The organism is Gracilibacillus caseinilyticus (assembly GCF_022919115.1).
Classification (GTDB): Bacteria; Bacillota; Bacilli; order Bacillales; family Amphibacillaceae; genus Gracilibacillus; species Gracilibacillus caseinilyticus.
This window is the reverse complement of the sequence record NZ_CP095072.1, coordinates 4,415,734-4,428,723: the sequence shown is the minus strand read 5'-3', so window position 1 is coordinate 4,428,723 and position 12,990 is coordinate 4,415,734. Positions and strand designations below refer to the sequence as shown.

The following is a 12,990-nucleotide window of genomic DNA, read 5'->3' as shown; positions in this document are numbered from 1 at the left end:
TACCTCCCTAAACAAAAATTACTGAACAACACCTGATTTGATGAAAGCCAATTGTGTCTGATACGTTTGAACAGCTTCATCCAGTGACAATTCTTTAGAAAACTTCTCTGTAATATTATGCAAAGTAATCGCGGAAATCAACTTCATCAATTGAAATATTTCTTCTTTTTTTTCTAGTTTAAGAGATTGTAAGTCAAGTCTTTTATAAATGTCTTCAAAATGTTCGAAACGTTCCTCATTAGCAAAGATACCTGAGAGACATTTTTCGATTTTATAGTTCATATTAAGAAAAGCATGTTTAAAGAAGGTAAAGTGATCTTCCTCTTGAATTATAATACGGTACAATTCAATAGATGCTTGGAATATGTCTCCTTCACTTTTTTCCAGAATCCAGATGTACTTAACCATAGCCAGTTCTATTTGCTGATTAAAAATATAGAAATAGGCGTCTTCCAGATCATCGAAATATTGATAAAAGCTGCCTCGAGGTATATCGGCGTATTGTATAATATGAGCGATCGAGGCAGTCGCGAGTGGTTGCTCTGAGAATTCTTTATGCAGCGCATCTAATAATTTCTGTTTCTTTTCAGTTGGTAAGTTAAAAAACGTTTCCTTTGGCAATGTTCTGCTCCTTCTATTAATTATTATCCACTATCTCCTTTAACAATTCCATTGGGAAGATCATTTCTTCATCCTGATCAGATAAAAGATCTGTCTGTTGCTTGATTTCATTAATTTCCTGATGGATAGATTCCATCTTTCTGTCAAGCTCTGTTGCAGAAGATGCGGCATCCTTTAATTCAGCTTTTAGTCTATCTGGTATATCTTTATTATATTTATAGTAAATCTTGTGCTCTAAACTAGCCCAGAAATCCATCGCAATCGTTCGAATTTGAATTTCAACAAATACGTTTTCAACACGATCAGACATAAAGATAGGGATTTGAATGATTAAATGCATACTGCGATAACCATTAGATTTAGGATTTATTATATAGTCTTTTTTTTGAATAACGGTAATATCCTTCTGATTCTCTAGCATTTGGGAAATGCGGTAGATATCTTTTTTGAACGAACAATTGATTCGGATACCGGCTATGTCGCGAATATTTTCCTGAATTTCTGTTATCGATAGCGGGATGTCTTTTTTTCTTATTTTCTTTAAGATACTTTCAGGTGATTTCACACGGGATTTCACATGCTCGATCGGATTATAATCATGCATATATTGAAATTCCTGTTGCAGAATATTGATTTTCGTATGGACTTCTTCTAAGGCAAACTTATACACCATCATAAAACGAACGAGTTCAACTCTTAATTGTTGTAAATGTGTTTCCATATCTGTACAATCTCCTTTTAGTTGTTTGTTATTTATTTGCTAGTATAAGTGGATTCCTGACAGCCATGTACTTTTTTATCACAATGGAGGAGTGCATCTATTATATCGGTTTGAAATAAAGATATTTTAGTGAAATAACAGATAACTTGAAAATAAGTTTCATTCTACACATGTTTTGTCGGATGCCAGCCTTCTTTTGATATTAAATGGGCTGTTGGATTCTGACTGCTCCAACAAAAAGCACTCTCAGTCAAAAAAATAAAAAAATCAAGCATTTTTAGCCATTCTATTATCTAATCGTTTACAATAAAATAAGGCTATGAAGAAATAAAGGTGATGAGATGGCAGATAACGTAATGATTAATTACCGGATAGAAGGTCAGTTCTCTAATATTAGGGCACATTCACATCAGGAATTTGAAATTTTCTTATTTCATAAAGGGGTTTGCCGCTATTTGATTCATAATCAAATTTATGATTTACAACCGGGAGATATCTTATTAATGGATGGACTTGCGTTGCATAAGCCCAACATACCTGACAATAGTGAATACATCCGCAGTCATATTCATTTTTCACCTGAATTTATTGAACCGCTGTTGGAATCAATGAATGCCAGTAGCTTGCTTAATGTGTTCCGTTCCATTCACCATTGTTTAATCCGACCGAGGAACCAACAACTTGGTCATGAAATTGAAGCACTATTTAAAAGCATGAGAGCAATTTATGTGGATCAACAGCTTCCGCCCGAAGAGAAAATATGGGAGATCAAGGCCATGCTTGCTCATTTGCTGATCTTCATTAACCGGTTGGGTAAGGTATCGTCGCACAAACAGGTAAATCACAAACATGACAAAGCCTATCACGCGGAAACCATTGCTAGTTATATTCAAACACATTTTCACAAAAAATTAACGATTCAAAAAATTGCAGATGAACTGAGTTTAAGTAAATCTTATGTGTCACATGTTTTTAAAGAGATGACAGGTTATACCGTGATGGAATATGTTATGGCCACAAGATTGCAACAGGTGAAATTTCTACTTGAGGTAGAAGTAGACAAAACATTGGAACAAGTAGCAAATGAATGTGGTTTTGAAAGCGTTTCACATTTTAGTCGATTCTTCAAAAACCATGTCGGTATGACTGCGAGAAGCTATCGGCAGAAACGCCTTGAAATATATAAAAGGAGTGATGAATGATGTCAACAGTTAAATTAGGAATCATCGGGTTAGGTCAGCAGGGTGGTGCGTATGCCAATTTTATTAAAGAAGGACGCATCCGTAACATGGAAATAGGTGCGATATGTGATATTGATTCAGCTAAACAAGAGCGAGCACAATCTGAATATCCGAAAGTTCCTTTTTATAATAACTATATTGAAATGCTGGACAGTGGAAACGTCAATGCCATCGTTACGTGTGTCCCACATTATTTGCACCCGGAGATGGGAATCGAAGCACTGAAACGTGATATTCACGCATTATTAGAAAAACCGGCGGGCGTTTATACGAAGCAAGTACGCGAAATCAATGAATTTGCGGCAACAAAGCCTGCGCTAACTTATGCAATTATGTTTAATCAACGGACCAATCCACTTTACCAAAAAGTGAAGGAAATTATTGATAGTGGTGAAATAGGTGGGGTTAGAAGAACAAATTGGATCATTACGACATGGTGGCGTCCACAAGGATATTATGATGCGGGTTCTTGGCGCGCAACTTGGGATGGAGAAGGCGGTGGTGTTCTTGTCAATCAAGCACCACACCAGATAGATTTGTTGCAATGGATGTGCGGTATGCCAGAGAAAGTTTATACAAAGGCTCAGTATGGTTATCAGAGAAATATTCCGGTAGAAGACGATGTTACTACGATTGTTGACTATGGAAATGGCGCAACAGGTGTATTTGTTACTTGTACCCATGATGTGATGGGCACGGACCGTTTAGAGATATTAGGTGATAAAGGAAAAATCATAGTGGATGATAGTAAAAAAATCACACTGAAGCGTCTGCACAAACCAGAGCGAGAAATGAGCAACTCGATGTCGATGCAGGATATGATGACGTTGCTCAGAGGAAAGGGTCCTGAAGCTATATATGAAGAAGAAGTATTAGAGTTCGACAGTGTCTGGGGTGGACAGCATTTAGCTGTTCTAGAGAATTTCGCTGCAAATATTTTGGATGGAACGCCTTTGATTGCTCCCGGGAGTGACGGCATAAATGGTGTGGAATTGGCAAACGCCATGCACTTATCAAGCTGGTTGAATCAAGAGGTTTGCTTGCCAATTGATGAAGAATTGTATTTACAGGAATTAGAAAAACGGAGAGCGTTGGAAAAATAGACAGGAAGAGGGGTGAGCTGATGTTAAAGGCAGGAGTAGTTGGTCTAGGTGATATTTCTAACATTCATATTCCGATTCTGCAGCAACATCCAGAGGTAGAGCTTATCGCAGTTTGTGATATTGATGAGACATGCACACATCATGTTCCGGGTGTGTCATTCTATAAGGACTATCAACAAATGTTAGAAGTGGAGCAATTAGACTGCTTGCATATTTGCCTTCCTCACCATTTACATTACCAGGTAACTAAAGCAGCGGTGGAGAAGGGTGTACATGTTCTCCTTGAAAAACCACTTGCACATACATTGACCGACAGTCGAGCGATTGCTGCACTGGAACATCAATATCCACAGGTGAAAATATGTGTCAATTTGCAAAATCGATTAAACGAAACTGTCGAAGCGCTTCAATCGATTGTGAACAGTGGAGAATATGGTGCTGTAACAGGGTTAAAAGGAATTGTAACATGGCACAGACCAAAATCTTACTATAATGAAAAACCGTGGCGTGGTTCAATGGCAACAGCTGGTGGAGGGGTGATGATCAACCAATCCATTCATACACTTGATTTATTGCAATTAATTGGTGGAAAGATTGATGCGATCAGAGGCTCTGTAGATCAATTATTGGATTATGGTCATGATATTGAGGATACAGCAACGGCTCATATTACGTTTGAGAATCAGGCAACTGGACTGTTTTTTGCAACGGTGTCGAATGCACAAAATTCGTCTGTCGAGTTTCAGGTTGTATTAGAAAGGGCGAAACTGACTATTAAGGACAGTATACTGACCATTGCAAAAGACGATGGAGAAAAAGTAAAGATTGCAGAAGATCGCAAACTACCGGGAAGCAAGTTTTACTATGGAGCAAGCCATGCGAAATTAATCGATCAGTTTTATCAGCAAATCTGTACGGACGGTTCTGATTATATTCATGCAAGTGATGGTCTAATTTCGATGGAAATGATTGATACGATTTATCAATCGTCTGAACGGAAAGAAAAAATCAGTATGGAGGTATTCCAATGACTAAAGCAAAAATAGGTGTGCAAATGATGATGCTAAAACAAAAGGTCGAAGAAACAGGTGCATATGAAACGATGAAGAAGTTGCATGAATTAGGTTTTCGCTCAGTTGAAGTTTCCCAGATACCAATGTTGGAGGATAATGTACGCGAATTAAAGAGGGCAAGTGAGGACTTTGATATTGAAATCACTGCTATTAGTGCTCCTTTAGAGCCGATGATGCCTGGGCGTGAACAAGAAAATTTACTAGATGACTATGACAAAATTGTTGCCGATTGCAAAAACTTAAATTGCCAGTTTATTAGAATCGGAATGTTACCGTTTACCAAAATGGGAGATAAACAAAAAATGATGTCATTCATTTCCCAGGCGGAAGAGATGGCTCATAAATTAGCGAATGACGGCATTAAACTTTATTATCATACACATCATATCGAATTTCAAAGAATTGATGGTACCTTTTTGCTTGATTTAATGAAAGAAAATACAAGTCAATTAGGATTTGAATTAGATGTTCATTGGATCCACCGTGCAGGCGTTGATCCGGCATCTTTCATTAAACAGTATAAGGACCGTGTTGCCCTTATACATTTAAAAGATTACCGTATAGGTGATTTGCGTTTAACAGACGATGATTTCCAAGATATGAGTAACTTTTTTAATAAGTTTACCAATTTAATAGAATTTGCCGAAGTAGGTGAAGGAAATTTAAATATGCCAGAAATTATAGAGGCGAGTATTGAAGCAGGAGCTCAATACTTTTTAATCGAACAGGATGACACATATGGTCGTGATCCATACGATTGTTTACATGATTCGGCAGAAAATTTGAGAAAAATGGGATATGCTGATTGGTTTTGATTGGAACATTGGCTGAAAACACTTACAATAGGAGATAGAATACTAGATTATGAGGAGGAATTTACCATGAGTAATGGAGATGGCATGAATTATGCACCAAAAGGAAAACCAAATCCAGTAGTCAAGGAAGGGGAATTTGTGATTGCGGCAGTTGCCTTGGATCATGGTCACATCTTCGGTCAATGTAACGGCCTTGTCGAAGCGGGCGCAACATTGAAATGGGTTTATGATCCTGATCAGGAAAAGGTGGACCGCTTTTTGGAGAAATTTCCACAAGCCCGTCAAGCGGAGTCTGTCGAGCAAGTGTTAGAAGATAAGGAAGTGCAGTTAGTAACAGCTGCAGCAATCCCATCTGAGCGTAGTGCACTTGGTAATCGTGTGATGCGGGCAGGCAAAGATTATTTTACAGACAAAACACCATTTACGACTTTAGAGCAACTAGAGGCGACCAAAAAAGTCGTTGAAGAAACAGGACAAAAGTATATGGTATACTTCAGCGAACGTCTTCATGTGGAAAGTGCTGTATTTGCTGGTCAGTTAATCGAGCAAGGTGCTATTGGTAAAGTTATTCAGATTACCGGCTTCGGACCGCACCGCCTTAATGCGCCTAGTCGCCCGGATTGGTTTTATCAGAAGGACCGATATGGCGGGATTTTATGCGATATAGGCAGTCATCAGATTGAGCAATTTCTGTTCTTCGCAGGTTGTGAGGATGCAGAAGTATTGCATAGTAAAATCGGAAACTATAATCATTCTGAATATCCTGAACTCGACGATTATGGTGATGCGACTTTAAAAGGGGATAATGGTGCAACACAATTTTTCCGTGTCGATTGGTTTACACCGGATGGATTAAGTAACTGGGGTGATGGTCGTACCTTTATTATCGGAACGGATGGAATGATTGAAATTCGTAAATATGTTGATTTAGCTACCGAAAAAGGAGGGAATCAACTGTATTTAGTCGATCAAAAAGGAGAGCAGCATTTTGATTTGAATGGTAAGGTGGGTTATCCATTTTTCGGCGAATTAATTAAGGACTGTATTGATCGCACAGAGAATGCGATGACACAAAAGCATGCATTCAAAGCTGCTGAACTATGTCTTAAGGCACAAGCCGCAGCAATCGATGTAACCAAATAGTGCGTTGGATTGAGAGAGTAGCGAGGATATAATAAAAATGAGTAAGCTAGAAAGCGAACAATTAAGATTTAAATTAATACTGTCGTTAATTAGCGTTGAGACCATATTGACATAGTTTATATGCTAGGATACCGCTCCTGCCAACCACTTCGCGTCCTGCGGGGCACGGCTGAAGCTATGGTACTTGTTCTACAATTGATGCAAGAGGTAGTATATGGAGTGGTATCAACGCGTGTTCATACTATATTAAGCAATTTATAATGCCTAGAACTACTGCTTTTAACTGTTCCAATCGTTGTAGGAACTTCCTTTAAGCGTAGGAAGTATGCGGAGACTCCGCATGCGTCAGAGCGAGTTGAAGAGTCACTTAGTCTGTGCCTGCAAGTAATGCTTCTAAGTAAGCTTCCTCGGCACAAGACAGCAAAGAAATTGTTCAAGTAGTAGCCTAGCTGAATCCGTGCCCCACAGGACGCGGAGCATATTTCCGGAGCTTTGCTACGCACATTAAAAATGTCAAAATGACCAAATTGGAATAAAAAGTTTTCCCTATTCATTTGATTCACGCTTTCCACGATCTGTTGTAGAATTTACTTCACAGTATACCTTTACAGAACAAGATAAGAGCCGAAGGTAGCACGAATCTTGTTTAAGGACATGTCATGTTAGGTTCGGCTTTTAATTTGTTTAACATTCTTTTGTCCCGGCCACTACGCGTAAAAAGCAATAGTTGGAAGAAAAAAATAAAAACAGCATTCCTTTTTTAGTATGGGTATGATAATATAGTGAATAACAACGTTGTTATTTTGTGAGGAAGTGGTTTTATTTGGCAGAGTTTCTTGTCATCTTCAAAGATGTAATCCTACCTATATTTATTTTGTTAGCGATTGGGTTTACTTTACACCTTAAATTTCAACTAGACTTAGCAACATTAGCGAAATTAAATATTTATTTTGTTGTTCCGGCTTTTATTTTCGTCCGCTTGTATGAGGCGACATTCAGCTTTGATTTATTTTTACATGTATTCGTCTTTTTTGTTCTGTTAGTGGTTATTTTATATGCAATAGCCATTGTAGTAGCCAAAGTTATGGCGATTAAAGGTGGGAAACGAACCACTTTTGCTAATAGTGTTATGTTCTTTAATTCTGGTAATTATGGTGTACCTGTCAATGATCTTGTGTTTCGTGGTGATCCTTTTGCGATGTCGATACAGGTTATTGTCCTTACGCTGCAAAACATCTTCCTGTTTTCCTATGGTATCTTTTCATTAAGAGCAGCCAAAGACGGTAAATGGAAGGCAGCCTTAGGGTATTTCAAAATGCCGGTATTATATGCCATGCTTGCAGGTGTTGCGTTAAATGCATGGAATGTACCTATTCCAGATCCTGTTTGGGTCTCTGCGAACTATATTGCAGATTCGATGGTAGCTTTAGCTTTAATGACGTTAGGCGCCCAGGTGGCAAGGTTTAAGTTTAAAAAAGGTTTATATTCAGTTTATGCAAGTATGTCGATTCGATTAATTGGAGGACCCGTCGTTGCCTTCTTAATTATTTTGTTGTTCCGGTTAGACGGTGTTATCGCACAAGCATTATTGATCGCGTCTGCTATGCCAACGTCCGTCAATAGTGCTGTCATTGCAGAGGAATACAAAAGCCATCCCGATCTAGCTGCACAAACCGTGCTTTTTTCAACCATAGCCAGTATGGTTACGGTTACCATAGTCATTTATGTAGCGAACAACTTGCTGTAAACGAAATTCTGAAGTACGCAAAGGAGAGAGAAAGATGGGAATTTTACATGAACTTGTTGAACATATTCCGATCCCAAAAATGGCAAAGGTAAAACAGTCCTTTAATGATGAACAGGTAGATGATTTAGGTGCTGTATTATCTCAGCAATTAAATCAGAAAGGATTGGAAAATAACATAACACCAGGGATGGAGGTAGCGGTAGCAGTTGGCAGCCGTGGACTCGACCGTCTCGTAGAAACAACGAAAGGAACGATTGATTTTCTAAAAGAACAAGGCGCAAAGCCGTTTATCGTGCCATGTATGGGAAGCCATGGAGGCGCTACCGGATCGGGTCAAAAGGCAGTTCTTGAACATCTCGGAGTAAAAGAAGAGGTTGTCGGAGCTGAGATTCGTTCATCGATGGAAGTAATCCAAATTGATCAACTAGAAAATGGCTTACCGATCTATGTTGATGAACTTGCTTCAGAAGCAGATGGCATAGTTGTTATCAATCGAGTGAAACCGCATACAGCATTCAGAGGACCGGTTGAAAGTGGAATAATGAAAATGATCAGTATCGGTTTAGGAAAACAAAAAGGTGCAGAAGCCTGTCACCAGTTAGGATTTAAACATATGGCAGAGCACGTTCCAGCCATGGCAAAAATTATATTGGATAAAATGCCAATTCTGTTTGCGGTAGCGACGGTAGAGAATGCGTTTGATAAAGTGGCTAAATTGGAAGTGCTGTTACCGGAAGAAATTGAGGAACGCGAGCCGGATTTACAACAATTAGCCAAAACAACTTTACCAAAATTATTCTTTGATCAGATTGATGTTCTGATTATCGATGAGATTGGAAAGAACATAAGTGGTGATGGGATGGATCCAAACATAACGGGACGATACCCGACGCCATATGCTTATGGAGGACCAGAGGTCACGAAGATGGTGGTACTCGATTTGACAGAGGAAACAGAAGGAAACGCAAACGGAGTAGGTACAGCCGATTTCACGACGCAGCGGTTAGTCGATAAGATGGATCGTGAAGCAACGTATGCCAATGGACTGACATCAACCGTGGTCGGACCTACACATATCTCGACCGCTATGCCGAATCAAAAAACAGCAATCCAGGCAGCGATCAAAACCTGTAATATTCTCGACTTTACCAAAGCGAGAGTGGTACGGATTAAGAATACGCTGGAGATCGGTGAAATAGAAGTGTCTGAAAATATGTTGGCAGATGTGGAAACGCATCAAAGCTTAGAGAAACGTTCTGATTTGTTCGAATGGGAATTTAACGCTGAAGGCGATTTACTATAAACAGGAGAGGGGAATGAACAGATGAGTAAATTATTTGATTTAACAGGAAAAGTAGCAGTGGCTTTAGGTGGAAATAGTACATTAGGAGCTGCAATTGCGAAAGGGTTGTCAGAACAAGGTGCGAAAGTTGCGATCGTAGGACGTAATCTAAGTACAGCAGAAGAAGTAGTCCAGGAAATCGAAGCAACTGGTGGAGACGCAAAAGCATTCAAAGCAGATGTCAGCGATTTGTCAACGGTTGAACAAGTAGCTAAAGAAATCGAGACGTGGTCAGGCGGCTGGGATATTCTGTTGAATGCGCCGGGCATGAACAGCACAACTCCTTACTTAGAACTGTCGACGGAAGAATGGGACAATATCATGGACGTTAATTTAAAAGGTATTGTATTTGCTACACAAATTTTCGCGAAAAAAATGGTGGAGCAGCAACGTGGTGGAAGCATCATTAATATTTCGTCGGTATCTTCGACGACACCACTATCCAAAGTGTTTACTTACTCGGCATCAAAAGCAGCAATCAATAGTGTAACCCAATATCTCGCACGTGAATTCGCGCCACATAATATACGCGTGAATGCAATTATTCCCGGGTTCTTCCCGGCCGAGCAAAACCGCAAAATTTTGAGTGAAGAACGGATTAATTCGATTATGGGTCATACGCCGATGAATCGTTTTGGTGAACCGGAAGAATTACAAGGTGCGGCTGTATATTTAGCATCTGATAAAGCGAGTGGATTCGTGACAGGGGAACTGCTGCGAGTGGATGGCGGTTTCGGTAGTATGACCATATAATGAAACAAAAGCCAATTTGAGGGAGGGAGACAAGACATGCACGAGCAGAAACATCAGAAACTAGTTTCTATTCTCCAAGAAATGAAGAAAGTAGTGGTTGCTTTTTCTGGTGGGGTTGACAGTACCTATTTGTTGAAGGTATCGGTTGATACGTTAGGGAAAGATAACGTTCTTGCTGTGACAGCAGATTCCGAAACATACCCAACTAGTGAATTAGAAGAAGCGAAGAAACTAGCAAGCTTTATTGGGGCGAACCATCAGGTAATCGAAACGAGTGAGCTTGCGATACCAGGCTATACCGAAAATGATAAAAATCGTTGTTACTTTTGCAAAAACAGCCTGTTTGATCATCTCGTGCCGATTATGAAAACAAAAAACTATCAAAATATCGTCTATGGCGTAATCGCAGATGATATGAGTGAGTACCGTCCTGGGATGCGTGCAGCGAAAGAGCAGGGTGTAAGAGGTCCGCTGCAGGAAGCGGGTCTGTATAAAGAGGAAATCCGTGATCTGTCAAAAGAGATGGAGCTTCCTACATGGGATAAACCATCTTTCGCATGCTTGTCATCCCGAATTGCCTATGGCGAAACGATCACGAAAGCAAAATTAACAAAAGTAGAGAAGTCAGAAGCCTTCTTGAAAATGATCGGTATTCGACAGGTTCGTGTTCGCACACATGATGAGATTGCTAGAATTGAGGTAGAACCGCAGGATATGCAGAAACTATTAGCCAACCATCAACGCGTGACAGAAAAACTTCACAGTTACGGCTATAAATTTGTTACAATGGATTTAGTAGGTTATAAGAGCGGTAGTATGAACAGCGCTTTATCATAACAGGAGAAAAGCTTTGGAGATGATCCAAAGCTTTTCGGTATTGTAGTCAAGGAGGACATTATGGAGGAAGTAGTAATTGGACTTGATTTTGGAACGACTAGTGTCAAAGCGGTAGCCTTTGATCTGACGGGGAAAGTGAAAGCGGAAGCAGAACAGCTTATCCAAACCTATTACCCGGATACGGATTTTGTGGAACAGAAACCGGAAGAAATAGAAGAACGAACAAAAAAAGTACTTACTGATATTTTTGCATCCACTCATCAGCAGCACGTATTGGCTGTTGGTATTTCGTGTGCCATGCATTCATTAATTTGTGTCGATCAGGACGGCAGCCCATTGTCTGACATGTCGATATGGTCTGATGGCAGAAGCAGTGAAATTGTTGAACAGCTCGATCCGAAGACTAAACAGCGTATATACAGTAAGACTGGCACACCGATTCATCCGATGTCACCATTGTTCAAACTGGTTTGGATGAAAGAACACAGCTATGAGCCTTATACGAGAGCAAGTTATTTTATGTCGTGGAAAGAATATTTGTTGTTTAACTGGGTCGGAGCACGTATTATCGATTATTCAATGGCTTCAGCTACCGGATTGATGAATGTGAAATCACTAGATTGGGAACCAGAGGCATTGCAATTAGCAGGGATCGATCGCAGTCAATTGTCTGATATTGTTGCTCCGACAGAACACGTCAATGGATTGCGACCTGAAATTGCAGAAGAACTTGGCTGGCCGGAAGGTACTCCATTAGTTATTGGTGCAGCTGACGGACAATTAGCCAATTTAGGTAATGGTGCAATTAAAGCAGGAGAAGTAGCAGTGACTGTAGGAACAAGTGGAGCGATTCGCCAGCTTATCCGTGGTCAACACGTGAATGATAATGGAGAAACATTCAGCTATGCTTTTACGGAGGACAGCTCCATAATAGGTGGTCCAACCAATAATGGTGGGATTGCATTACAGTGGTTGAAGGAAATGATGGAATTTGAAGGTACCCATGAAGAATTTCTGTCAGGTGCTGAGGAGGTTGCAATTGGGGCAGATGGCTTGCTTTTTGTTCCATATGTCAATGGAGAACGGGCACCTGTTTGGAACCAGAAAGCGCGTGGTAATTTCTATGGTCTAAGTGTTACTCATCGCAGACCGCAATTAGTTCGCGCTGTTTTAGAAGGCATCGTATTTAATATTTATCAGATCGGCCAATCTTTAGAGGAAATAGCTGGCCCTCCGGCAAGTATTTCTGTTAACGGTGGTCTCTCTAAGTCACCACTATGGGTGCAGATATTGGCAGACGTATTCGGTCAGGAAGTGCAATTAGCTGATACTCACCATGGTGCAGCGTGGGGAGCAAGCTGGACAGCACTTGTTGCGATAGGTAAAGCAGAATCCTTTGAAGAAATTAAAGCAAATATTCCGATTGATCAGGTAGTTCAGCCTAATATGGAGAAACATCAAACCTATCAAGAGATCTTCGCGAAATATCAGCAATTAGCAAAAGATATCGAAAAATATTTCTAAGTGGCCATTAAATGCAGGAAAGTGGCCATAAAATCATTTGAAGTGGCCATAAAACTACCAAAAGTGGCCA

The 12,990-nt window shown here is 39.9% G+C and carries 12 protein-coding genes; 10 read left to right on the top strand and 2 right to left on the bottom strand.

All coding sequences use genetic code 11. The features are described 5' to 3' along the window. Nucleotides 1–18: 18 nt before the first annotated feature. Nucleotides 19–621, bottom strand: coding sequence for a TetR/AcrR family transcriptional regulator (locus MUN88_RS21165; protein WP_244719113.1), 603 nt, complete (start codon nt 619–621; stop codon nt 19–21). Between the two features lie 16 nt (nt 622–637). After that, on the bottom strand, nt 638–1,342 hold the full coding sequence (locus tag MUN88_RS21160) for a GTP pyrophosphokinase (protein ID WP_244719110.1): 705 nt from the start codon (nt 1,340–1,342) through the stop codon (nt 638–640). A gap of 341 nt (nt 1,343–1,683) precedes the next feature. Between MUN88_RS21160 and MUN88_RS21155 the strand changes: the two genes are divergently transcribed. The 10 genes from MUN88_RS21155 (at nt 1,684) to MUN88_RS21110 (ending at nt 12,920) form a co-directional block, all read left to right on the top strand. Further along, on the top strand, nt 1,684–2,544 hold the full coding sequence (locus tag MUN88_RS21155; protein WP_244719108.1) for a helix-turn-helix transcriptional regulator: 861 nt from the start codon (nt 1,684–1,686) through the stop codon (nt 2,542–2,544). After that, nucleotides 2,544–3,686, top strand: coding sequence for a Gfo/Idh/MocA family protein (locus MUN88_RS21150; protein ID WP_244724681.1), 1,143 nt, complete (start codon nt 2,544–2,546; stop codon nt 3,684–3,686). Before MUN88_RS21155 ends, MUN88_RS21150 begins: the two co-directional genes overlap by 1 nt. Before the next feature lie 20 nt (nt 3,687–3,706). After that, nucleotides 3,707–4,717, top strand: a complete 1,011-nt coding sequence (locus MUN88_RS21145) for a Gfo/Idh/MocA family protein (protein WP_244719105.1) — start codon at nt 3,707–3,709, stop codon at nt 4,715–4,717. Next, entirely contained in the window at nt 4,714–5,574 is an 861-nt protein-coding gene (locus MUN88_RS21140; RefSeq protein WP_244719102.1) for a sugar phosphate isomerase/epimerase family protein, read from the top strand. The genes MUN88_RS21145 and MUN88_RS21140 overlap by 4 nt, the downstream gene beginning before the upstream one ends. 66 nt (nt 5,575–5,640) lie before the next feature. Continuing rightward, a complete protein-coding gene (locus MUN88_RS21135; RefSeq protein WP_244719099.1) occupies nt 5,641–6,717 on the top strand; it encodes a Gfo/Idh/MocA family protein in 1,077 nt (358 codons plus the stop codon). 823 nt (nt 6,718–7,540) lie between these two features. Beyond that, nucleotides 7,541–8,464, top strand: coding sequence for an AEC family transporter (locus MUN88_RS21130; protein WP_244719096.1), 924 nt, complete (start codon nt 7,541–7,543; stop codon nt 8,462–8,464). A 34-nt stretch (nt 8,465–8,498) separates the two neighbouring features. Further along, complete coding sequence (locus MUN88_RS21125) at nt 8,499–9,767, top strand: nickel pincer cofactor-dependent isomerase, group 22 (protein WP_244719093.1); 1,269 nt, start codon at nt 8,499–8,501, stop codon at nt 9,765–9,767. 21 nt (nt 9,768–9,788) lie between these two features. Continuing rightward, entirely contained in the window at nt 9,789–10,559 is a 771-nt protein-coding gene (locus MUN88_RS21120) for an SDR family oxidoreductase (RefSeq protein ID WP_244719091.1), read from the top strand. 36 nt (nt 10,560–10,595) lie between these two features. Beyond that, nucleotides 10,596–11,396, top strand: coding sequence for an ATP-dependent sacrificial sulfur transferase LarE (gene larE, locus MUN88_RS21115; RefSeq protein ID WP_244719089.1), 801 nt, complete (start codon nt 10,596–10,598; stop codon nt 11,394–11,396). A gap of 60 nt (nt 11,397–11,456) precedes the next feature. Then, a complete protein-coding gene (locus tag MUN88_RS21110) occupies nt 11,457–12,920 on the top strand; it encodes a gluconokinase (RefSeq protein WP_244719087.1) in 1,464 nt (487 codons plus the stop codon). The last annotated feature ends 70 nt before the right edge of the window (nt 12,921–12,990 follow it).

Bases quoted from the DNA above. Each gene is read 5' to 3' on its own strand.
- MUN88_RS21140 (WP_244719102.1), top strand. From the start codon at position 4,714: ATGACTAAAGCAAAAATAGGTGTGCAAATGATGATGCTAAAACAAAAG.
- MUN88_RS21120 (WP_244719091.1), top strand. From the start codon at position 9,789: ATGAGTAAATTATTTGATTTAACAGGAAAAGTAGCAGTGGCTTTAGGT.
- MUN88_RS21125 (WP_244719093.1), top strand. From the start codon at position 8,499: ATGGGAATTTTACATGAACTTGTTGAACATATTCCGATCCCAAAAATG.
- larE (WP_244719089.1), top strand. From the start codon at position 10,596: ATGCACGAGCAGAAACATCAGAAACTAGTTTCTATTCTCCAAGAAATG.
- MUN88_RS21150 (WP_244724681.1), top strand. From the start codon at position 2,544: ATGTCAACAGTTAAATTAGGAATCATCGGGTTAGGTCAGCAGGGTGGT.
- MUN88_RS21135 (WP_244719099.1), top strand. From the start codon at position 5,641: ATGAGTAATGGAGATGGCATGAATTATGCACCAAAAGGAAAACCAAAT.
- MUN88_RS21155 (WP_244719108.1), top strand. From the start codon at position 1,684: ATGGCAGATAACGTAATGATTAATTACCGGATAGAAGGTCAGTTCTCT.
- MUN88_RS21145 (WP_244719105.1), top strand. From the start codon at position 3,707: ATGTTAAAGGCAGGAGTAGTTGGTCTAGGTGATATTTCTAACATTCAT.
- MUN88_RS21160 (WP_244719110.1), bottom strand. From the start codon at position 1,342: ATGGAAACACATTTACAACAATTAAGAGTTGAACTCGTTCGTTTTATG.
- MUN88_RS21110 (WP_244719087.1), top strand. From the start codon at position 11,457: ATGGAGGAAGTAGTAATTGGACTTGATTTTGGAACGACTAGTGTCAAA.